At 34.5% G+C, this 23,959-nt stretch carries 11 protein-coding genes, 2 tRNA genes and 6 pseudogenes; 5 read left to right on the top strand and 14 right to left on the bottom strand.

Features of this window, described 5'->3' with window-relative positions; genetic code table 11:
• Positions 1 to 348 precede the first annotated feature (348 nt).
• The 3 genes from ACQ9BO_RS08400 to ACQ9BO_RS08390 all read left to right on the top strand — a co-directional run bounded on the left by ACQ9BO_RS08400 (position 349) and on the right by ACQ9BO_RS08390 (position 4,068).
• A complete protein-coding gene (locus ACQ9BO_RS08400) occupies positions 349 to 2,841 on the top strand; it encodes an XrtN system VIT domain-containing protein (RefSeq protein ID WP_431244333.1) in 2,493 nt (830 codons plus the stop codon).
• Between the two features lie 103 nt (positions 2,842 to 2,944).
• The gene (gene xrtN, locus ACQ9BO_RS08395) at positions 2,945 to 3,676 is read left to right on the top strand and encodes an exosortase N (protein ID WP_431245089.1); all 732 of its coding nucleotides are present in this window, start codon (positions 2,945 to 2,947) and stop codon (positions 3,674 to 3,676) included.
• Between the two features lie 104 nt (positions 3,677 to 3,780).
• On the top strand, positions 3,781 to 4,068 hold the full coding sequence (locus ACQ9BO_RS08390; RefSeq protein ID WP_431244332.1) for a hypothetical protein: 288 nt from the start codon (positions 3,781 to 3,783) through the stop codon (positions 4,066 to 4,068).
• 58 nt (positions 4,069 to 4,126) lie between these two features.
• On the opposite strand, the gene ACQ9BO_RS08385 is transcribed toward ACQ9BO_RS08390, so the two are convergent.
• Both ACQ9BO_RS08385 and ACQ9BO_RS08380 read right to left on the bottom strand, forming a co-directional pair.
• Positions 4,127 to 5,080, bottom strand: coding sequence for an AAA family ATPase (locus tag ACQ9BO_RS08385; RefSeq protein WP_431244331.1), 954 nt, complete (start codon positions 5,078 to 5,080; stop codon positions 4,127 to 4,129).
• 78 nt (positions 5,081 to 5,158) lie between these two features.
• Positions 5,159 to 6,586, bottom strand: a pseudogene (locus tag ACQ9BO_RS08380) (peptidylprolyl isomerase).
• Positions 6,587 to 7,101: 515 nt separating this feature from the next.
• Here ACQ9BO_RS08380 and ACQ9BO_RS08375 point away from each other — a divergent pair.
• Together ACQ9BO_RS08375 and ACQ9BO_RS08370 are read left to right on the top strand one after the other, a co-directional pair.
• Complete coding sequence (locus ACQ9BO_RS08375) at positions 7,102 to 8,541, top strand: alpha-amylase (protein ID WP_431244330.1); 1,440 nt, start codon at positions 7,102 to 7,104, stop codon at positions 8,539 to 8,541.
• 150 nt (positions 8,542 to 8,691) lie between these two features.
• The gene (locus tag ACQ9BO_RS08370) at positions 8,692 to 10,284 is read left to right on the top strand and encodes a peptide chain release factor 3 (protein WP_431244329.1); all 1,593 of its coding nucleotides are present in this window, start codon (positions 8,692 to 8,694) and stop codon (positions 10,282 to 10,284) included.
• A gap of 242 nt (positions 10,285 to 10,526) precedes the next feature.
• Here the strand turns inward: ACQ9BO_RS08370 and ACQ9BO_RS08365 are convergent, their stop codons facing one another.
• The 12 genes and pseudogenes from ACQ9BO_RS08365 to ACQ9BO_RS08310 form a co-directional block, all read right to left on the bottom strand.
• Positions 10,527 to 10,838, bottom strand: a complete 312-nt coding sequence (locus tag ACQ9BO_RS08365) for a DUF3467 domain-containing protein (protein ID WP_431244328.1) — start codon at positions 10,836 to 10,838, stop codon at positions 10,527 to 10,529.
• 10 nt (positions 10,839 to 10,848) lie between these two features.
• A pseudogene (gene rpoC / locus ACQ9BO_RS08360) lies at positions 10,849 to 15,157 on the bottom strand (DNA-directed RNA polymerase subunit beta').
• 255 nt (positions 15,158 to 15,412) lie between these two features.
• Positions 15,413 to 19,225 (bottom strand): DNA-directed RNA polymerase subunit beta, encoded by a 3,813-nt coding sequence (gene rpoB, locus ACQ9BO_RS08355; RefSeq protein WP_431244327.1) that lies wholly within the window; start codon positions 19,223 to 19,225, stop codon positions 15,413 to 15,415.
• Positions 19,226 to 19,489: 264 nt separating this feature from the next.
• A complete protein-coding gene (gene rplL, locus ACQ9BO_RS08350) occupies positions 19,490 to 19,861 on the bottom strand; it encodes a 50S ribosomal protein L7/L12 (RefSeq protein WP_431244326.1) in 372 nt (123 codons plus the stop codon).
• A 92-nt stretch (positions 19,862 to 19,953) separates the two neighbouring features.
• Complete coding sequence (gene rplJ, locus ACQ9BO_RS08345) at positions 19,954 to 20,457, bottom strand: 50S ribosomal protein L10 (protein WP_012024014.1); 504 nt, start codon at positions 20,455 to 20,457, stop codon at positions 19,954 to 19,956.
• A 22-nt stretch (positions 20,458 to 20,479) separates the two neighbouring features.
• Positions 20,480 to 21,170: pseudogene (gene rplA, locus ACQ9BO_RS08340) on the bottom strand (50S ribosomal protein L1).
• Between the two features lie 13 nt (positions 21,171 to 21,183).
• Positions 21,184 to 21,622, bottom strand: a pseudogene (gene rplK / locus ACQ9BO_RS08335) (50S ribosomal protein L11).
• 67 nt (positions 21,623 to 21,689) lie between these two features.
• Positions 21,690 to 22,240: pseudogene (gene nusG, locus ACQ9BO_RS08330) on the bottom strand (transcription termination/antitermination protein NusG).
• A gap of 10 nt (positions 22,241 to 22,250) precedes the next feature.
• Positions 22,251 to 22,448, bottom strand: coding sequence for a preprotein translocase subunit SecE (gene secE / locus ACQ9BO_RS08325; RefSeq protein ID WP_008466927.1), 198 nt, complete (start codon positions 22,446 to 22,448; stop codon positions 22,251 to 22,253).
• An 18-nt stretch (positions 22,449 to 22,466) separates the two neighbouring features.
• A tRNA-Trp gene (locus ACQ9BO_RS08320) sits at positions 22,467 to 22,537 on the bottom strand.
• A gap of 56 nt (positions 22,538 to 22,593) precedes the next feature.
• Positions 22,594 to 23,782, bottom strand: a pseudogene (gene tuf, locus ACQ9BO_RS08315) (elongation factor Tu).
• A 55-nt stretch (positions 23,783 to 23,837) separates the two neighbouring features.
• A tRNA-Thr gene (locus tag ACQ9BO_RS08310) sits at positions 23,838 to 23,909 on the bottom strand.
• Positions 23,910 to 23,959 lie beyond the last annotated feature (50 nt).

Genomic DNA, 23,959 nt, shown 5'->3' with positions numbered 1-23,959 from the left:
AGTCGTCTTTTCAAAAATTATTATTGCTAAAAAACGATTTTCACTGCTTGTTTTTATCAAAAAATCAATTTTATATTAAAAAAATGAATTATTGGTATTTTAAAATCTTTTCTTTAACAAAGTCGAAATTTAATGTTACGGCGTAAGTACGATTTTACTTCTATTTTAGCTAAGAACCTTTCTAAATAACAAATTATAACGTTATAGTTATCTTTTTTCTTCTTCAAAATACAATTTCAGACAAAAAAGTCTAATCAAGAATTTTCTTAAAAAAACTAAGTCAAAAATTTTGTTTTTCAGATTTTCTATTAACTTTGCAATTCAAAGTACTTTTAAAAACACATAACTATGAAATACAAAACAGAAATTTTAGATTACTATCAAAAACCAGGAGTACAAGCAAGTCTTGTGGTTACAATTTTCAGCACCATATTTATGATTTGTGCTTTAGCCTCTCAAAAATTATCTTTTTATGAATATGAATCAATCGGGGTAATCAGCCTTATTATTGAATTTTTATATGGAACTATTATCTCTTTTTCAATTTTAAAAGACAAAAACGAATACGTTCATCTGATTCCTTTTCTAATGCTGAATTGGCTTATCGGTTGTTTTAGCTTAAATGTTTTTATTCCGGTTTTTCAAGATTTGCCAATATGGGTTTACGTCACCACTTTTGTTTTTTGCTTTACGAATTTTATTCTGTATCAAGATTTTATTGAAACCCCTCGTACATTCCTATTTTATTTTATAAATGGAATTTCATTTTGGATCATCTTTTATTTTGCCTTATACCTTATTCCACTTACACCATTTTCATTTATTGGAATTTTAGCTCTCGGAATGGGATTTTATGGTCTGGTGCCCGGAATAATTTTAATTATTCATTTGCTAACCGTTATTTTGTATTTGCCAAAAAACAGACTTTATTTCCTTTCCTTTAGTGCCGGATTTGGGCTTGTATTAGTCGGTTTTTCGATTTTCACTATTGGATTAGTTGTGGAAAACAACAAAATAATTCAAATTGCCAAAATCAATTCTTTTAATTCTAATGAAGATTTACCACGATACATTTTGGTTTCTCAAAATTTAAAACCTAATTTTTTTAACGAGATCTTGCTAAAGAAGGATATTGTATATTTTGACAAAAATGACTTTTTCTCATTTGACGGATTTGATTCATTCAGCAATCAACAGTTCAACGAAACCAAAATCCATAATCCATTTATTAGCATTGCCTATTGGTTTTGTGAAGATTCAGGCTTAACAAATGATGACAAAATAAATATTTTAAAATCAAATTTTGACAAAAGACTTGAAACCGAAGAACAGCTTTGGAACGGTGAAAATGTACTCACAAAAGCCATTAAAGAAGATGTAAAGCTTTACCCTAATACTCGATTGGCTTATACTGAAATCACGATGGATATTGCATCTGACGCAAAAGCTTGGAATAATCAAGAAGCCATTTACTCTTTTCAATTGCCGGAAGGTTCTGTCGCCACTTCACTTTCACTTTGGGTAAACGGAATCGAACGAAAAGGCGTCTTGACAACAAAGGAAAAAGCAAAAAAAGCATACAAACAAATTGTTGGCGTAGAATATCGTGATCCGTCTTTAATGCAATGGAAAGAAGGTAACAAAGTTGTCGTTCGAGTTTTTCCAGTAAACAAAAGAACGCCAAGAAAATTTAAATGTGGCTTTACCACTCCTATGAAAGTAGAGGATAATATTTTGAAATATCAGAGCCTTGCTATAAAAGGACCAAATATTTCAAATGCAAAAACAATTTCAAGAATACAAACTGTTGGAAACACCGCTATAGAAACCAGCAAGGATTTTGAACTTGAAAAAGGATTTTTCATCAATCAATCTGAAGGATTAGACGAATGGGAAGCAACTATGCCTTTGCCTAAAATTAATTCGCAAGCATTTGTATGGAAAAACAAAGTGTATGAAATTCAAAATATTCAAAAAAAGGTTATCCCTTTCACTCCTTCTGAAATCATATTAGATCTGAATAACAATTGGACCACCAAACAAATCGAAGCTTTTATAGATTTAAACCAACAAAATCTTTATGCTTTTGTTAATGGCAAAAAAACACCAATTAATGCCGAGAATTTCAAAGCCATTCAATTGGATTTTGAAAACTACCACTATTCTTTGCTTCCTCTTTACAAATTGGCTAAGAATACTTTGATCATTACAAAATCGGGAACATTTTCTGCCAATTTTGAAGAACTTGAAGATTCAAATTATCTGAAAGAAATCAAAATCAATACAAAAGAAAGAAACATAAAAGTCATTAATATTAGTACCGATATTAATCCGTTTTGGCAAACTGTAAAAGAGCAAAAATACATTGATTATTTTCAATGCGACTTGGACAAAAGCTTAGATCTGATCAAAAAACAACAATTTCCATCGTATAAAACAGATGAAAACAGCATCAATATTGAACCTGCTCAAATTTCAATTCATGAAAACATTGCAGACAGCACTTCAAAAAGCAACGGCCCAAATCATATTTACAGAATGTATGCTTTTGGAAAAGTTTTAGAAGAACAAGTAAAAATACAGAATGACACTTTAGCGACAAATCAATTTGTTGACCTAGCGAAAGATGCCAATATCGTCACGCCGATTTCTTCTTTAATTGTCTTGGAAACAGATGAAGATTATGCAGAAAATGGTATCGAAAAAAATGTGAATACTTTAGGAAACGCGTCTATAAATAATGACGGCTCGGTTCCTGAACCTCATGAATGGCTTTTAATCATAATTGGAATCTCAGCTTTATATCTCTATTACAGAAAAAACAAAAAACAACTAGCATAAATGAATTCAACACTTCAATACAAAAAAATGCCGCACTGCTAATCGTTTGTTTTCTTTTGTTTTTAAACTACAGTATTGTACTTACGGGATTAAACAATAATTTATTCGGAATAATAGCCTCAATTGGATTGTTTGTTTTTGGTGGAAAAAAACGAGTCTTAATCTCAACTATCCTCTTTTAGCATCAATTATTGTTTTAGAATTCATTAGTTATCGACTGCACACGCAATCTGTACATTTTCTGGCTTTAGCTTTGTTTGTGTGCCTTTTGTATTATAGCGTTACCCAAAAATTTTCATTTATTGCTTTTATCTGCATCTTATTGTTTTCTTCCATCTTCAATACGTTTTTTGACTATTTGACAACCGAAATCAAACAATCTCTCTGTTACTATGTTTATTTAATTTTGAAGAACTTTATTTCGATCGACAAAATAGAAGGCGTCAATTTTTACATCGATAATGCAAAAATTACTATTGATACCGCTTGTATGGGATTGTCCATGTTCAAAACCGGATTGTTGTCTGGCGCATTTTTATTGACGCTTGAAGAAAAGAAACATCAAAAACATTTCAATATTTTGCAGATTTTTCTTTTTTGCGCCGTAGTAATAATTCTAAATATTATTTCAAATTATTTTAGAATTATCACATTGATCTTATTCAATTGTACCGAAGAAAACGCGCCGCATCATTCTATCGGAATTCTTTGTTTTATATTTTATCAAATTCTTCCCATGCTTTTTTTCATCCGATTTTTTAAGCCCAAAACAAAAGAGGCTGGAACAAAAAAACACAACATGCCGTTTTCTTTGCCATCGCTGGAACAATCGTAACCGTTGGGACTAGTTTTGAAATTAAAAAAATACAGCCTCATAATTTACTTGAGAACATAAGTCCGGAATACGCTATTAAAGATGGTATTTGGGTCAATAACGAAGTGTTCAAGATTTCGACTTCTAACAAACTTATTTATATTAAAACTCCTGCCCATAACCCTTTAATATGTTGGACTGGAGCAGGCTATAAAATCATCGAGAAAAAAGAAATAAGCGACGCAAATGAAAAAATCTGGTTGGTGAAAATGGAGAAAAACAATGTCAAATATAATTCTTACTGGTGGTACGAATGCGATTCCAGAAAATATACTTCGCTTCCGGAAGTTCTTTTAATCAAATTATTTTCAAACAAACCTGTCCGTTTGATCAACGAAACAGTCAAAATCTAAAAACAAAAAAGCCTGACAAATTTATTTTTGCCAGGCTTTGATTATATGATGAAACTATTTACAACAATTTCTTAATAATAACTTCTTCAGTTATTCCTTCAGCATCAGCTTTATAGTTTTTAATAATTCTGTGTCTTAGAATCCCAACTGCAACAGCTTTTACATCTTCAATATCCGGAGAGAATTTACCATTGAAAGCGGCGTGCGCCTTTGCGACCAAAATCAAATTCTGAGAAGCTCTTGGTCCTGCTCCCCAATCTAAATAGTTTTTCACAAAATCATTGGTCAAACTATTATCTGGACGCGTTTTGCTTACTAGACTGACAGCATATTCAATTACATTATCTGCAACAGGAATTCTGCGGATCAAATGCTGAAAGTCGATAATTTCCTGAGCCGAAAATAACGGATTAATTTGTGTTTTAACGTCAGACGTAGTACGTTTTACCACTTGAACTTCCTCTTCAAATGTTGGATATTCTAATTTGATTGCAAACATAAAACGGTCTAACTGCGCTTCCGGCAACGGATAAGTTCCTTCCTGCTCAATTGGGTTTTGAGTTGCCAATACAAAATAAGGCAAATCTAATTTGTAATTCTGTCCAGCAATTGTAACCGAACGTTCTTGCATCGCTTCAAGCAAAGCGGCTTGAGTTTTTGGTGGCGTTCTGTTGATCTCATCGGCCAAAATGATATTAGAAAAAATCGGTCCTTTTATGAATTTAAAATGTCTATTTTCATCCAAGATTTCGCTTCCCAAAATATCAGACGGCATTAAATCTGGCGTAAACTGGATTCTTTTAAAATCCAATCCTAAAGCCTGTGACAACGTATTTATCATTAATGTTTTTGCCAAACCTGGAACTCCAATCAATAAGGCATGCCCTCCTGAAAATATACACAATAATATTTGATCAATAACGGCATCTTGGCCTACAATGATTTTTGCTATTTCTGATTTTAACTCGTTTCGTTTTTGAACTAAATTATGAATTGCTGTAACGTCAGACATTTAAGTATGTTTTAAAATTAAAAAAGAGTCAGCTCTATAGATTCATAAAACTAACTCTTTTTATTTATTTAATAAAAATTATTTTTTTAACCAGTTGTTTGTAAAAGTACAATCTCTGTATTCTCCAATAATTTTAATATAAGTATCTTTTATCTTTGTATCAAACCATTTTGCAATCGCTTGAATTTGCTTTTCTTTTAGTGCTAATTCTTTGATTTTTGTATAATCTTGAGCATAATCAGCAGTATGCTCGTTAATTCTATTTGTTACAGTGATTATCTTATATGTTTTTTTGCCTTTATCGTCTACGTTCAAAAGTGGTTGAGAAATCTCTTTATCTTTCAAATTTGAAACTTGGCCATATAATTGCGGATCCATTTTAGTCAATTCAAAACGTGTATCTTGCGTGTTAGGATTTACTAAAGTTCCACCATTTGCTCTTGTTTCTTTCTCATCAGATTCTGTTCTGGCGAGCATCAGCAAAAGAGATTTCTTTATTCATAATCTTAGTACGAACGTTCATAAGTCTTTCTTTTGCTTCTTTCAACGTCGCTTCAGAAACAGTTGGTGAAATCAAAATATGACGTAATTCAACTTCCTGACCTTTAATTTTATCAACCATAATAATGTGGAAGCCATAAATAGTTTCAAAAGGCTGTGAAATTTCACCTTCCTGCAAGCTAAAAGCAACATCTTTAAATTCCTTTAAGAAAGGAGTTTTTCGAGTCATTTTGTAATAACCTCCATTTGAAGACGATCCAGGATCTTGCGAATACAAAACAGCTTTTGTTGCAAAACTGGCACCATCTAAAACATCTTGTCTAATCGCATTCAATCTGTCAATTACTTTTTGCTTGTCTTCTTTGGAAACTTTTGGCTCCGCTACAATTTGCGCAACTTCCATTTCAGCTCCAAAAGTTGGCAATTCTTCTTTTGGTATTTTTTTAAAGAAATTTCGAACCTCTTCTGGAGTGATTTCTACACCTTCAACAATTTTTTTCTGCATTTCAGAAGCAAGTTTTTGCTCTTTCAAAATATCTGCAAAATAAGTTTTGAATTCTTCAACTGAACTTTTGTGGTAATATTCAACCACTTTATTGATGTCTCCAACCTGTTTAACCATATAATTCAAACGGTCTTCCATCATACTTCTAATTTCGGCATCACTTACAATGATACTATCTTGAATCGCTTGGTGCGCATATAATTTATCTTCAAGAAGCTTACCTAACATCTGGCATCTTGTAATATCTTTTGTACTACCACCAGAAGCCTGGATTTCTAAAAAGCCTTTATCAATATCTGAATCTAAAACAATATAATCTCCAACGGTAGCAATAATACCATCAATTTTTTGTCCTCCAACATGAGGTTCAGCTGGCTTTTGAGCTACAATCTCTGGAATAACCTCCTGAGCTGAAACCATTGAGCTGAAAAAAGTAAAAAACACATTGTCAATACAAGCTTGTAATCAATTGTTTTTAGCTGTAATTTTTTTAATAACATTATTCTAGATTTAATTTAAATGTAAGATCTTGTTTTTAGAATTATTCTTTTTAAAAACTAAACTCTCAATTGTCTTATTTTAAAAGATAAACTTTAAAAACAGTAAACAATTAAACTCTAGTTCTTTTACTTATAACGAACAAAAATAACAATTCAATTACATAATACAACTATCGCCTATACTATTAACAAAAAATTATAGTGATTGTCTTTTTATAAAAATCAAAAATCACTTTTGTCGCTTATTTTAACATGTCGTGTAAATAAGAAGCAAAGCCTACAGAATCTATTCCTTGCAAAACTTAATCCTTTAATAATAAAGGGCCTAAAAAAGTTTTTAACACTACAACGTTTTCGTTGTATAACTATTTTCAGACAAAAACGAATCGAATCAAAAAAACCTACATTCGTAAGCAATTAACAATTTTAGCTAGCAAAATTTAAGAATAAACTCTTTAAAAAGCCTTAAAATTGCGTAATTACTAACTTTATTAACCATTTTAACCAAATCTATTATGAAAAAACCACAAACAAAATTTTTGTTTATGAGCATGCTTACAGCATTGTTATATTCGTGCTCTCAAAATGAAACAATTGAAGCTGATTCAAAAGCAGAGAGTCAGAAATTTGAAATCATTAATGTTACACATCACGACGGAAAACCTTTTAGTACAGGTGCAAAATCATCACTTACAGGAAAATATGTTGACAATCCAGGCGGTGGCGTCATGATGCAGGCGTTTTATTGGGATGTTCCTGCAGGCGGAACTTGGTGGAATACTGTAAGCAGTAAAGTAACGGCATGGGGAAATGCTGGAATTGGGTCTATCTGGCTTCCACCGGCATCTAAAGCTCAAAACGGAGCATTTTCAATGGGATATGATCCTACTGATTATTTTGACTTTGGAGATTACAATCAAAATGGAAGTACAGAAACCAGATTTGGATCAAAAACCGAATTGGTAAACCTAATCACTGTCGCTCATGCTGAGAATATAAAAGTATATGCAGATATTGTAATCAACCACAACAGTGGCGGTCAATCTGAAGCAAATCCTTTCACTGGAACAAATACATGGACTAATTTTAATGGAATAGCTTCAGGAAAATTTAAGCGTACTTATGCTAATTTTTATAAAAATAGCTACGGTAATAATGATGAAGGCTCATTTGGAGGATTTCCTGATTTATGCCATGCTGATCCTTATGTAAAAGACTGGCTGTGGATACGTGCAGATGGAGTTGGGAAATATTATAAAAATACCATGAAGTTTGACGGTTGGAGATTCGACTATGTAAAAGGCTTTGGTGCTTGGGTTGTAAATGCATGGAATGCCAATGTTGGCGGATTTTCTGTTGGAGAATTATGGGATTCAAATGTAAACATATTAAATGACTGGGCAAACAATGCTAATAGTTCTGTATTTGATTTTGCATGTTATTACAAAATGAATGATGCTTTTGATGGAAACAATTTGGCATTATTGAATGATGATATGATGTGGAAACGTAATCCCTACAAAGCAGTAACGTTTGTAACCAATCATGATACTGATGAAATTTGGAGCAAAATGTTAGCTTACTCTTATATTTTGACTCATGAAGGTTATCCAACTATTTTCTACAGAGATTATGAAGAATGGCTAGACAAAAACAAATTGAACAATCTAATCTGGATTCACAACAATAAAGCAACAGGAACAACTTCAATTTTATATTCTGATAATGACGAATACGTTGCAAGAAGAAATGGATACAACGGAAATCCAGGTTTAGTGGTTTACATCAACAACTCTGATGTTTGGCAGGAAAGATGGATTCAGACTAATTGGGCTAATACTCAAATTAAAGATTTCACAGGAAATTCAACTTGGTACCCAACTACTCAAGCAGACAAATGGGTAAAAATACAATGTCCGCCAAAAGGATATTCAATTTGGTCAATTAATCAGTAATTTTAAAAATGACTATAATAAGGCTGTTGCAAAACAGCCTTATTTTTTGCTAAAAATATATTTGAAAGATATAAGTCTTTTAAATTAAGAACTGAATATTTTTAAAAAGCCGTAATTTAATAGTACTTTTGCAACCTATTTATACAAAATATGAGCTTTTTAAAAGAAATACAACGCAGAAGAACATTTGGAATTATATCGCATCCCGATGCCGGTAAAACGACATTAACAGAGAAATTACTTTTATTTGGAGGTGCTATTCAAGAGGCAGGAGCTGTAAAAAATAACAAAATTAAAAAAGGAGCAACGAGTGACTTTATGGAGATCGAACGCCAAAGAGGTATCTCGGTTTCAACTTCTGTACTTGCTTTTAATTATAAAGACAAAAAAATCAATATTCTTGATACTCCGGGACACAAGGATTTTGCTGAAGATACTTTTAGAACTTTAACTGCTGTTGATAGCGTGATTGTTGTAATCGACGTTGCAAAAGGGGTTGAGGAGCAGACAGAAAAATTAGTTGCAGTTTGTAGAATGCGTAACATTCCTATGATTGTTTTCATCAACAAATTAGACCGAGAAGGTAAAGATGCTTTCGATTTGATGGATGAGGTTGAACAAAAATTAGGATTGAAAGTTACTCCTCTAAGTTTCCCTATCGGAATGGGTTACGATTTTCAGGGAATTTATAATTTATGGGAAGAAAACATCAATCTTTTCAGCGGAGACAGTCGTAAAAATATTGAAGAAACAATTGCTTTTTCTGATGTGCAAAACAATCCAGAATTAGATAAAATTGTGGGTGAAAAAGTCGCTAATAAACTTCGTGAAGAATTAGAATTGATTGATGAAGTTTATCCAAAATTTGAGCGTCAGGATTATTTAGATGGAAAAATTCAGCCGGTATTTTTTGGTTCTGCTTTGAACAATTTTGGAGTTCGCGAATTGTTAGATTGTTTTATTACAATCGCTCCGTCTCCAAGAGCAAAAGATTCGGAAACTCGTACAGTTGAGCCTACAGAAGAAAAAATGTCTGGATTTGTTTTCAAAATCCACGCCAATATGGATCCGAAACACCGTGACCGTTTAGCATTTATCAAAATTGTTTCTGGAACTTTTGAAAGAAACAAACCTTATTACCACGTTCGCCAAAAGAAAAATTTAAAATTCTCAAGTCCGAATGCCTTTTTCGCTGAGAAAAAAGAAATTGTAGATATTTCCTATCCTGGTGATATTGTTGGTTTACATGATACTGGAAACTTTAAAATTGGAGATACTTTAACAGAAGGTGAAGTAATGAGTTTCAAAGGAATTCCGAGTTTCTCTCCAGAGCACTTTAGATACATCAATAATGCCGATCCTATGAAAGCTAAGCAATTAGAAAAAGGAGTTGATCAGTTGATGGACGAAGGTGTTGCTCAGTTATTTACTTTAGAAATGAACAACCGTAAAGTTATCGGAACTGTTGGAGCACTTCAGTACGAGGTAATTCAATATCGTTTGGAGCATGAATACGGTGCAAAATGTACTTACGAAAACTTCCCTGTACATAAAGCATGTTGGGTAAAACCAGATGATGCAAAAAACGAAGAGTTCAAAGAATTTAAAAGAATCAAGCAAAAATTCTTGGCACACGATAAATATGGGCAATTAGTATTTTTAGCTGATTCTGATTTCACAATTCAAATGACGCAAAGTAAATATCCAAGCGTGAAATTATACTTTACATCGGAGTTTGATTAATTTACATTTAAAAAATAAACTATAAAAAAAGCGCTATACATAATATAGCGCTTTTTTTATTTGAATTAATTACAACCTTACTCAGTTATTATTCTAATATATTTTTTTCTAATTCGGAATTGCTAAAATACTGCAAACTTCAATAATGCAGAAATTTAGTCGATGAAATACCGATTAAATCGGATAAACTGCAAAATAGAAAATTAATACTAAAAAAAGCCCCATTACTGGGGCTTTAAAATTTATGCTTGTCCCGCAGGACCGAAATTAAGCGGAATTGGTGCTTGTTCCGTTTCTTTGATTTCGCCATGGGTCGCTTCAAATCTGTGGATATTTTCACCAATTGCTCGTAATAATCTTTTAGCATGTTGTGGTGTCAAGACAATTCTTGACTTTACCTTGGCTTTAGGAATCCCTGGCATAATACTCACAAAATCTAAAACAAACTCAGATGATGAGTGATTAATGATTGCAAGATTAGAATAAATTCCTTCTGCAATAGTTTCGTCTAACTCAATATTAATTTGCTCTTGTTGTTGTTTCGGATTACTCATAGTTTCCTAATTAATAAATGTATTCTTCTTTATTAGCCATCATTTCGTTGTAATCGTCTTTAGATCCTACGATAGTGTTATCGTATTCTCTCATACCAGTTCCCGCAGGAATTCTGTGTCCAACAATTACATTTTCTTTTAATCCTTCTAAATCATCTACTTTACCAGCTACAGCGGCTTCGTTAAGTACTTTCGTTGTCTCCTGGAATGAAGCCGCAGAAATGAATGATTTAGTTTGTAACGAAGCTCTCGTAATACCTTGTAGAACTGGCGTTGCAGTTGCAGTGATTACGTCTCTTGCTACAACAAGATTTTTATCTGTACGTTTCAATAATGAATTTTCATCACGTAATTCACGAGGCGTAATAATCTGACCTGGTTTCAATACTGAAGAATCTCCAGCATCTTCAACTACTTTCATACCGTATAATTTATCGTTTTGAACGATGAAATCTTTAGTGTGAATTAATTGATCCTCTAAGAATAAAGTATCACCTGGATCCTGAACTCTTACTTTACGCATCATTTGACGGATAACAACCTCAAAGTGTTTGTCATTGATTTTTACCCCTTGTAAACGGTAAACCTCTTGAATTTCATTTACCAAGTACTGTTGAACAGTCGCTGGACCTTGAATTCTTAGGATATCATCTGGTGTAATTGCACCATCAGACAATGGAACTCCCGCTCTTACGAAGTCATTCTCTTGTACCAAAATTTGGCTTGAAAGTTTAACTAAATACTTTTTAACCTCACCAAATTTAGACTCGATAACGATCTCACGGTTACCTCTCTTAATTTTTCCGAAAGATACAACACCATCAATTTCAGATACAACTGCTGGGTTTGAAGGGTTACGAGCCTCTAAAAGCTCAGTAATTCTTGGTAAACCTCCCGTGATATCGCCTGCTTTAGAAGAACGACGAGGGATTTTTACTAATACTTTACCTGCTTTAATTTTCTCACCGTTTTCAACCATTAAGTGTGCACCTACTGGCAAGTTGTAAGAACGAATCAATTCACCTTCTTTACCGTAAACCAATAAAGTTGGGATTAATTTTTTGTTTCTAGCCTCAGAAATTACTTTTTCTTGGAAACCAGTCTGCTCATCGATCTCAACCATGAACGATTGTCCTTGCTCTAAATCTTCGTAAGCAATCTTACCAGTAAATTCAGAAACAATTACACCGTTATATGGATCCCATTTACAGATTACAGTTCCTTTAGCAACAGTATCTCCATCATTAACAAAAATACTAGAACCGTAAGGAATGTTATGTGTATTTAAAACAATTCCGGTTTTCTCGTCAACTAATTTCAACTCAGTTGAACGTGAAACTACGATATCAACAGAGTTACCTTCTCCGTCTTCACCTTTAACTGTTTTTAAATCTTCAATTTCAAGTCTACCTGCGAATCTTGTAATAATACTAGACTCTTCAGAGATACCTCCAGCAACCCCTCCAACGTGGAACGTACGAAGTGTCAACTGTGTACCTGGCTCTCCAATAGACTGAGCCGCAATAACTCCGACAGCTTCTCCTCTTTGTGTCATTTTTCCAGTAGCTAAGTTTCTACCGTAACATTTAGCACAAATACCTTTTAAAGCTTCACAAGTTAATGGAGATCTAACTTCTACTTTCTCAATTGGAGAAGCTTCGATAGTTCTCATAATTGATTCTGTAATTTGCTCTCCAGATTTAACCATTACTTCATTAGTAAGAGGATTAATAACGTCTTGTAATGCAACACGTCCTAAAATTCTCTCTCCTAAAGATTCAACGATTTCCTCATTTTTCTTCAATGCGACAACTTCAACACCTCTTAAAGTTCCACAATCCTCGATGTTAACAATAACATCTTGAGAAACGTCATGAAGCCTTCTTGTCAAGTAACCAGCATCGGCCGTTTTAAGAGCCGTATCCGCAAGACCTTTACGAGCACCGTGAGTAGAAATGAAGTACTCAAGGATCGAAAGACCTTCCTTAAAGTTAGAAAGAATCGGGTTTTCAATAATCTCACCACCACCAGCAGTAGATTTTTTAGGCTTAGCCATCAAACCACGCATACCAGTTAACTGACGAATCTGTTCCTTAGAACCCCTCGCCCCAGAGTCAAGCATCATATATACAGAGTTGAAACCTTGTTGGTCTTCTCTAATATTTTTCATTGCTAACTCTGTTAACTGAGCATTTGCTGAAGTCCATACGTCAATAACTTGGTTGTAACGCTCGTTATTTGTGATAAGACCCATGTTATAGTTAGTTGAGATACCTTCAACTTGCTCTCTAGCATCTGCAATTAACTTCGTTTTTTGTTCTGGGATTCTAATATCACCTAAAGAGAATGATAAACCTCCTCTAAATGCGAATTTATAACCCATATCTTTCATATTATCCAAGAAAGTCAGCTGTTGTAGGTACATCAGTCACACTTAAAATGTGTCCGATAATATCTCTAAGGTTTTTCTTAGTCAATACGTCGTTGATATATCCAGTCGCTTCAGGTACTACTTCGTTAAATAATACACGTCCTGCAGTTGTTTGAATGATTTTGTACACTAATTCTCCAGCGTCATTAAAATCTTTTGCTCTAATTTTCACACGAGCATTCAATTCTAATCTTCCTTCGTTTAATGCAATGTTTACTTCTTCAGCAGAATAGAAAGTCAAATCCTGACCTAAAATAATGTGATCTTCTGTAGAAATACGTTCTTTGGTCATATAGTATAGACCCAAGACCATGTCCTGAGAAGGTACAGTAATTGGAGCACCATTTGCAGGGTTCAAGATATTGTGAGAAGCCAACATTAATAATTGTGCCTCTAAAATAGCCTCTGGTCCTAATGGTAAGTGAACCGCCATCTGGTCACCATCGAAATCGGCGTTGAAAGCCGTACATACTAATGGGTGTAACTGGATCGCTTTTCCTTCAATTAATTTTGGTTGGAATGCTTGAATACCAAGTCTGTGCAAAGTAGGAGCACGGTTCAGTAATACTGGGTGTCCTTTAATTACATTTTCTAAGATATCCCAAACTACCGGCTCTTTTTTGTCAATGATTTTCTTAGCAGATTTTACTGTTTTAACAATACCTCTTTCAATCAATTTACGGATAACGAAAGGTTTGTATAATTCAGAAGCCATATCTTTTGGCAATCCGCACTCATATAATTTTAACTCTGGACCAACGACAATTACCGAACGAGCAGAATAATCCACACGTTTACCAAGTAAGTTTTGACGGAAACGTCCTTGCTTACCTTTTAATGAGTCAGATAATGATTTTAATGGTCTGTTTGATTCTGTTTTAACAGCAGAAGCTTTACGAGTGTTATCAAACAATGAATCTACAGATTCTTGTAACATACGTTTCTCGTTTCTTAAGATAACCTCAGGAGCTTTAATCTCCATTAATCTTTTCAAACGGTTGTTACGGATGATTACACGACGGTATAAGTCGTTCAAATCTGAAGTTGCAAAACGACCTCCATCAAGTGGCACAAGTGGACGTAATTCTGGTGGAATAACTGGAACCACTTTCATGATCATCCATTCTGGACGGTTTTCGCGGTTTTCGTTAGACTCACGGAAAGATTCAACAACTTGTAATCTTTTTAAAGCCTCAGTTTTTCTTTGTTTAGAAGTCTCGTTGTTAGCGCTGTGTCTTAATTCATAAGATAAAGCATCAAGGTCAATACGAGCTAATAAATCCATAATACACTCTGCTCCCATTTTGGCAACAAATTTATTAGGATCTAAATCATCTAAATATTGGTTTTCTTGTGGAAGAGTATCTAAAATGTTTAAGTATTCTTCTTCAGTTAAGAAATCTAATCTTTGTAAAGATTCTCCATCTGCATTTTTAGCGATACCAGCTTGGATTACTACGTATCTTTCGTAGTAAATGATCATATCTAATTTCTTAGATGGAAGACCAAGGATATAACCAATTTTGTTTGGAAGAGAACGGAAGTACCAGATGTGAGCAATTGGCACAACAAGGTTGATGTGTCCTACTCTATCACGACGTACTTTTTTCTCAGTAACTTCAACACCACAACGGTCACAGATGATGCCTTTGTAACGAATTCTTTTATACTTACCACAAGCACATTCGAAATCTTTTACTGGTCCGAAGATTCTTTCGCAGAAAAGTCCGTCACGCTCTGGTTTGTGAGTTCTATAGTTGATTGTTTCTGGCTTTAAAACCTCTCCTCTTGATTCTTTCAAGATAGATTCTGGTGAAGCCAATCCAATAGAAATTTTGTTAAATCTTTTTACTGGATTCTTATCTTTATTGTTTCTGTTATTCATCATAGTTTTTACTATTGATTTATTTGCAATTAAAAAATTGAATTTAGATTTATAATCTACTCTTTAAAAAATAAAGAGTTAATCATTCAGCTACTACCTCGGGTTACTTCTCTAAACCTCAAATTTTTATTTGAAGTGCTAGTTATAAAATGCCTCGCATCGTTATAAAAAATCGGAACGGTTTACGGGTATAAATCTTTAAAAACTTTTATAAATATGAATGTAGAGACGTGATTAATCACGTCTCTACATTTTTTATTATTCTTCCAAACGAAGATCTAAACCTAGACCTTTCAATTCGTGCATTAATACATTGAATGATTCTGGTAAACCTGGTTCTGGCATAGTTTCACCCTTAACAATAGCTTCGTAAGTTTTAGCTCTACCAATAACGTCATCAGACTTAACAGTTAAGATTTCACGTAGTGTACTAGAAGCTCCATAAGCCTCAAGTGCCCAAACCTCCATCTCTCCAAAACGCTGACCTCCAAATTGAGCCTTACCTCCAAGTGGCTGTTGCGTAATCAATGAGTATGGTCCGATAGAACGTGCGTGCATCTTATCATCAACCATGTGTCCTAATTTAAGCATGTAAATTACACCCACAGTTGCTTTTTGTGCAAAACGCTCTCCAGTTCCACCATCATAAAGATATGTATGTCCAAAACGTGGTACGTTTGCCTCATCAGTCAAAGCATTGATCTCGTCAAGAGAAGCACCGTCGAAAATTGGAGTAGCAAATTTTCTACCCAAGTTCATACCTGCCCATCCTAATACAGTCTCATAAATCTGACCAATGTTCATACGTGAAGGTACCCCAAGTGGATTCAATACGATATCTACCGGTGTTCCATCTTCTAAGAAAGGCATATCTTCATGACGAACGATTCTTGCAACAATACCTTTGTTACCGTGACGTCCCGCCATTTTATCACCAACTTTTAACTTACGTTTTTTAGCGATATAGATTTTAGCCAATTTCAAGATTCCAGATGGTAATTCATCTCCAACTGTAATAGTGAATTTTTCTCTTCTTAAAGATCCTTGCAAGTCATTCAGCTTAATTTTATAGTTATGAATCAAATCATTAACCATTTTATTTGTAGCATCATCAGCAACCCATTGACCTTTGCTTAAGTGAGCGAAATCTTCTACTGCGTAAAGCATTTTTTGAGTATATTTTTTACCTTTTGGTAAAACTTCTTCACCCAAATCATTCATTACACCTTGAGATGTTTTTCCGTTAACGATCAAGAATAATTTCTCAACCAATCTGTCTTTTAATTCAACAAATTTAGTTTCGAATTCCATTTCTAAAGCGCCTAAAGCATCTTTATCCTGAGTACGTTTACGTTTATCTTTTACGGCTCTTGCAAATAATTTTTTGTCAAGAACTACACCATGTAAAGATGGAGAAGCTTTTAATGAAGCATCTTTCACATCACCTGCTTTATCCCCGAAGATTGCACGAAGCAATTTCTCTTCTGGAGTAGGATCTGATTCTCCTTTTGGTGTAATTTTTCCGATCAAAATGTCGCCAGGTTTAACCTCTGCTCCAATTCTAATCATACCGTTTTCATCTAAATCTTTAGTAGCTTCTTCAGAAACGTTAGGAATATCGTTTGTTAACTCTTCGTTTCCTAACTTAGTATCTCTAACCTCTAATGAATAATCATCAACGTGGATAGATGTAAAAATATCATCACGAACTACTTTTTCAGAAATTACAATCGCATCCTCGAAGTTGTACCCTTTCCATGGCATGAACGCAACTTTTAAGTTTCTACCTAAAGCTAATTCTCCATTTTGAGTAGCATATCCTTCTGATAATACTTGTCCAGGAATAACTCTGTCACCTTTTCTTACGATTGGTTTCAAGTTAATACTTGTACCTTGATTGGTTTTTCTAAATTTAATTAAGTTGTACGTTTTCTCATCAGCATCAAAACTAACCATTCTCTCGTCTTCTGTACGATCGTATTTAATAGTAATGATGTTAGCATCAACGTATTCAACAGTACCATGCCCTTCAGCATTGATTAATACTCTTGAATCAGAAGCTACCTGACGCTCTAAACCTGTACCTACAATTGGTGCTTCAGGACGGATCAAAGGAACTGCCTGACGCATCATGTTCGATCCCATCAACGCACGGTTCGCATCATCATGCTCCAAGAAAGGAATCAAAGATGCAGAAATCGAAGCGATCTGGTTAGGAGCAACGTCTGTATAATGAACTACTGATGGCTCAACAACTGGGAAGTCACCTTCCTCACGAGCAATAACATTGCTAGCTGTAATTTTACCAGTAGTATCCATCTCAATGTTTGCCTGAGCAATCATTTTACCTTCTTCTTCTTCAGCACTTAAGTAAACCGGTGCGCTTTCTAAATCAACAACACCATTTGTTACTTTACGGTATGGAGTTTCGATGAATCCCATTCCGTTTACTTTTGCATAAACACCAAGAGAAGAAATCAAACCAATATTTGGTCCCTCAGGAGTTTCAATCGGACATAAACGACCATAGTGAGTATAGTGAACGTCACGAACCTCGAAACCAGCTCTCTCTCTCGAAAGTCCACCTGGTCCAAGTGCAGAAAGTCTTCTTTTGTGTGTAATCTCAGCTAATGGATTCGTTTGATCCATAAATTGAGATAACTGGTTAGTACCAAAGAAAGAGTTGATAACTGATGATAATGTTTTTGCATTAATCAAATCAATTGGTGTAAACACCTCGTTATCTCTAACGTTCATTCTCTCACGAATAGTTCTAGCCATACGTGCTAAACCAACACCGAATTGTTGAGACAATTGTTCTCCAACTGTTCTAACACGACGGTTTGATAAGTGGTCGATATCATCAATCTCTGCTTTAGAGTTGATCAATTCGATCAAATATTTAACGATTGTAATGATATCCTCTTTAGTAAGCACTTGCTTATCCATAGGGATATCTAAATCTAATTTTTTATTCATTCTGTAACGACCAACTTCACCTAAGTTATAACGTTGATCAGAGAAGAACAATTTATCTATAATACCACGAGCAGTTTCCTCATCAGGCGGTTCAGCGTTACGCAACTGACGGTAGATGTGCTCTACAGCTTCTTTTTCAGAGTTAGTTGGATCTTTTTGTAACGTGTTGTGGATAATAGCATAATCTGCTTGATTGTTATCCTCTTTGTGCAACAAAATAGATTTTACATTAGAATCGATGATCTCTTCAACATTATCTTTGTCGATAATAGTATCACGATCAAGGATGATTTCGTTACGCTCGATAGAAACTACCTCTCCAGTATCCTCATCTACGAAATCCTCGTGCCATGTGTTCAAAACACGTGCGACAAGTCTTCTTCCAATATATTTTTTAATACCAGTTTTAGAAACTTTAATTTCTTCAGCTAAGTCGAAAATTTCAAGGATATCCTTATCTCTTTCAAAACCGATAGCACGGAATAAAGTTGTTACAGGTAATTTTTTCTTTCTATCGATATATGCGTACATTACGCTGTTAATATCAGTAGAGAATTCTATCCAAGAACCTTTAAAAGGAATTACTCTGGCAGAATAAAGTTTAGTTCCATTTGCGTGGAATGACTGTCCAAAGAAAACCCCTGGAGAACGGTGTAATTGAGATACTACAACACGCTCGGCACCATTAATAACAAAAGTACCACTAGGAGTCATGTAAGGAATTGTTCCAAGATAAACATCTTGTACAATAGTTTCAAAATCTTCGTGTTCTGGATCTGTACAGTATAGTTTTAACCTAGCTTTTAAAGGCACACTATAAGTAAGACCTCTCTCTATACATTCTTGAATTGTATAACGTGGCGGATCAACAAAATAATCTAGGAATTCCAATACAAAGTTATTTCTTGTATCTGTAATTGGGAAGTTTTCCATGAAGGTATTGTATAACCCTTCGTTGCCTCTTTCGTCAGATTTCGTTTCTAATTGAAAGAAATCTTTAAAAGATTTAACCTGAACATCCAAGAAATCTGGATAGTCAGGGATATTTTTTGTAGAGGCAAAATTCAATCTTTCAGTCTGATTTGTTATCATCAATGGACAAAATTTTGATTAAAAAAAGTAATTTTTTTGTGTAAAAACACACTGCGTAGTTTATACTTTCTTTTTAAAATCAATACATCTTTAAAAATAAAACGATAAAATTCAGTTCCATTTTTTTCTTCGTATTGATCAAAAACTCTTTCGTATATTAAACTATTTGATAATAAAATTTAATGTATTTTATTATACGAAAAATGGTTTAGGCCTTTGAGTGTTAACTCAGGACCTAAACCTAGTTCTTAAAACCGAGTTGAATTATTTTAATTCAACTACAGCTCCAGCTTCTTCTAATGATTTTTTAAGACCTTCAGCCTCTTCTTTAGAAACACCTTCTTTAACGTTGCTTGGAGCTCCGTCAACTACATCTTTAGCTTCTTTCAAACCTAAACCTGTAAGTTCTTTTACTAATTTCACAACTGCTAATTTAGATGCACCAGCATCTTTCAATACAACTGTAAATTCAGTTTGTGCTTCTTCAGCGACACCTTCTCCACCAGCAAGACGAACTACTACAGTCGCAGCAGCAGGCTCGATACCATACTCGTCTTTTAATATTGTTGCTAATTCGTTAACTTCTTTAACTGTTAAGTTAACTAATTGTTCTGCGAATTGTTTCAAATCTGCCATTTTTTCTATCGTTTAAAATGATTTGTAAAAATATAATTTAATTATTGTGCGCTAATTAAGCAGTAAGAAAGTATTCTTTCTTACGTTGATAATTACTCTGCTCCTTCTTCTTCGCTTCCTGCGAATTTGTTTTGTAAAGCAGAAATAATTCTTTGAGCTGGAGATTGTAATAATCCAATGATTTCTCCAATAAGCTCTTCTTTAGATTTAATTGTAGCTAATGCATCTAATTGGTTGTCACCAATATATACTTCAGAATTGATGTAAGCTCCTTTTAAAACTGGTTTATCAGATTTCTTACGGAAATCTTTGATAATTTTTCCAGGTGCGTTAGCAACATCAGAAATAAATATAGCACTGTTACCTGATAAAACTGTAGGTAAATCACCATAATCATTAGAAGAAGCTTCCATTGCTTTTGCAAGCAAAGTGTTCTTTACAACCTCTAATTTGATACCTGCTTTAAAACAAGCTCTACGCAAGTTTGAAGTTGTCTCTGCGTTTAAACCAGAAATATCAGAAATATAAATGATATTTGTACCAGCTAACTGCGCAGTTAAATTTTCAATCGCGATTGATTTTTCTTCTCTAGTCATACTAAAAATTTTTAACTACCAATTATACTGCTTTTGGGTCTAATGCGATAGCAGGACTCATTGTGCTTGTAAGGTGAATACCTTTGATGTATGTACCTTTAGCGACAGTTGGCTTAAGTTTTATTAATGTTTGAATAATTTCGTGTGCGTTCTCAACGATTTGCTCAGCTCCAAAAGAAACTTTACCAATACCAGCGTGAACGATACCAGTTTTATCAACTTTAAAGTCAATTTTACCAGCTTTAACTTCTTGAACAGCTTTAGCAACATCCATAGTTACTGTACCTGTTTTAGGGTTTGGCATTAAACCTCTAGGTCCTAAAATACGACCTAATGGACCTAATTTCCCCATAACAGCAGGCATAGTAATGATCACATCAACATCTGTCCAACCGTCTTTAATTTTTTGTAAGTAATCATCAAGACCAACGTGATCTGCTCCAGCTTCTCTAGCTTCCGCTTCTTTATCTGGAGTAACCAATGCTAATACTTTAACGTCTTTTCCTGTTCCATGAGGTAAAGTAACTACACCTCTCACCATTTGATTCGCTTTTCTAGGATCTACACCTAAACGAACTGCGATATCAACAGACTCATCAAATTTTGCAGAAGCAACAACTTTTAATAATGCGGCGAGCATCCTTAAGAGAGTATAATTTGTTCTTTTCAATTTTTGAAGCGACCTCTTTTTGCTTTTTTGTTAATTTTGCCATGTCTTTTTCTTAATTAAAAAGGAGCATCTCCTGATACAGTTATACCCATAGATCTAGCTGTTCCTGCAACCATACTCATCGCTTTTTCAATTGTAAAAGCATTTAAGTCTGGCATTTTGTCTTCAGCAATAGTTCTAATTTGTTCCCAAGTAACGCTAGCTACTTTTTTACGATTAGGCTCACCAGAACCAGATTTTAGCTTTGCGGCTTCCATTAACTGAACTGTCGCTGGAGGAGTCTTAACAACAAAATCAAATGATTTGTCTTTGTACACAGTGATTTGCACTGGACAAATTTTGCCAGGTTTATCTTGAGTTCTAGCATTAAATTGCTTACAAAACTCCATGATGTTTACCCCAGCGACTCCTAAAGCAGGTCCAACCGGTGGCGACGGGTTCGCGAGCACCTCCCTTAACTTGTAGTTTAACTACCTTACTAATTTCTTTAGCCATTTTTAAAAAATTTAACACTGTAATCAATGGAAGCGATTACAATGGTTTATTATAGTGTAACAAAAAATTATACTTTTTCAACTTGCATAAAACTCAATTCTAATGGAGTTTTTCTTCCGAAAATCTTAACCATTACTTCAAGTTTACGCTTTTCTTCATTTATTTTCTCAACCGTTCCGTTAAAACCATTAAAAGGACCATCGATCACTTTTACAGTTTCACCTAAGCTGAATGGAATTGAACGAGTATCTGTATTTACAGCTAACTCATCTACTTTTCCTAACATACGATTTACCTCAGACAATCTCAAAGGAACAGGTTCTCCCCTTTAATCTCTCCTAAGAAACCAATTACACTTGTAATAGACTTAATAATATGAGGGATCTCACCAACTAAATTAGCTTCGATCATAACATATCCAGGAAAATACACTTTATCCTTAGATGATTTTTTCCCATCTTTTACAGTAACTACTTTTTCAGTAGGAACTAAAACCTGAGAAACATAATCCTCCATACCTAATCTCGCAATCTCAGTCTCGATATAAGCTTTCACTTTATTCTCTTGACCACTAACCGCTCTAACTACGTACCATTTTTTCACATTATTATCTGCCATCACAAAAAAATTATCCTTTTAACCAGTTAAAAAATCCAGCTAAAGCTTTTGCAAAAAATTCGTCTACTCCCCATGTTGCCAAAGCAAATAAGATCGAAAATACAGCCACAACAATTGTCAATTTTTGAACCTCAGCCCAAGCTGGCCAAGTAACATTTGACTTTAACTCCTCGAAAGCCTCTGATAAATAATTAGTAACTTTTGTCATTTGATATATTTTTTATTGCACGGGCGGAGGGATTCGAACCCCCATCAACGGTTTTGGAGACCGCTATTCTACCCTTGAACTACGCCCGTAATTAAAGCCAGTGATTAAAAAATTAATCACTGGCTTTTTATTTATTTTAATAGAATTACTCTACGATTTCAGTTACCTGACCAGCACCAACTGTTCTACCACCTTCACGGATAGCGAAACGTAAACCTACGTTCATAGCGATTGGGCTTAATAAAGCAACCTCAATAGTTAAGTTATCACCTGGCATTACCATCTCTACACCTGCTGGTAAAGAAATAACTCCTGTTACGTCAGTTGTACGTACGTAGAACTGTGGACGGTAGTTATTGTGGAATGGAGTGTGACGTCCACCTTCTTCTTTTTTCAAGATATAAACCTCAGCTTTGAATTTAGCGTGTGGTTTTACTGAACCTGGCTTAATAATAACCATACCTCTTTTGATATCAGCTTTATCAATACCTCTTAACAATAAACCTACGTTATCTCCAGCTTCACCTCTATCAAGGATTTTACGGAACATCTCAACTCCTGTAATAGTAGAAGTTAATTTTTCAGCTCCCATACCAATGATCTCAACAGGATCTCCAGTGTTAGCAACTCCAGTTTCGATACGACCTGTAGCAACAGTTCCACGACCTGTAATTGTAAATACGTCCTCAACTGGCATCAAGAATGGTTTAGCAACGTCACGTACTGGCTCTTCGATCCAGTTGTCAACAGCTTCCATTAATTCGATAATTTTAGGTACCCAGTTTGGATCATTGTTTAATCCTCCTAATGCAGAACCTTGAACTACAGGACCATTATCTCCGTCATATTCGTAGAAAGATAATAAATCTCTAATTTCCATTTCAACAAGCTCCAACAACTCAGCATCATCAACCATATCCACTTTGTTCATGAAAACAACGATTCTTGGAATACCAACCTGACGACCTAAAAGGATGTGCTCACGAGTTTGTGGCATTGGACCATCTGTAGCGACAACTACTAAGATAGCTCCGTCCATTTGAGCAAGCACCAGTAACCATGTTCTTTACGTAATCCGCGTGACCTGGACAGTCAACGTGAGCGTAGTGACGGTTAGCTGTTTCATACTCTACGTGTGATGTATTAATAGTAATACCTCTTTCTTTCTCCTCTGGAGCGTTATCGATTTGATCAAACGATTTTGCTTGACAGTAACCAGCATCTGACAATACTTTTGTAATTGCGGCAGTTAATGTAGTTTTTCCGTGATCTACGTGTCCAATTGTACCTATGTTTAAGTGCGGTTTGGAACGATTAAAATTCTCCTTTGCCATTTTACTTAATTTTTAATCTTAGTTATATATTAATTTTCAATTTCCTACTTACTTGAGCCAATGTCGGGATTTGAACCCGAGACCTCTTCCTTACCAAGGAAGCACTCTACCCCTGAGCTACACCGGCAGAGAGTTCTGATTTTAGATTTTTGAATTTAGATTTCAGATTTAAAATCT

It is taken from the genome of Flavobacterium sp. P21, from assembly GCF_050632225.1.
Lineage (GTDB): Bacteria > Bacteroidota > Bacteroidia > Flavobacteriales > Flavobacteriaceae > Flavobacterium.
The sequence above is the reverse complement of the archived record's forward strand: the minus strand, read 5'-3'. Positions and strand labels throughout refer to the sequence as shown.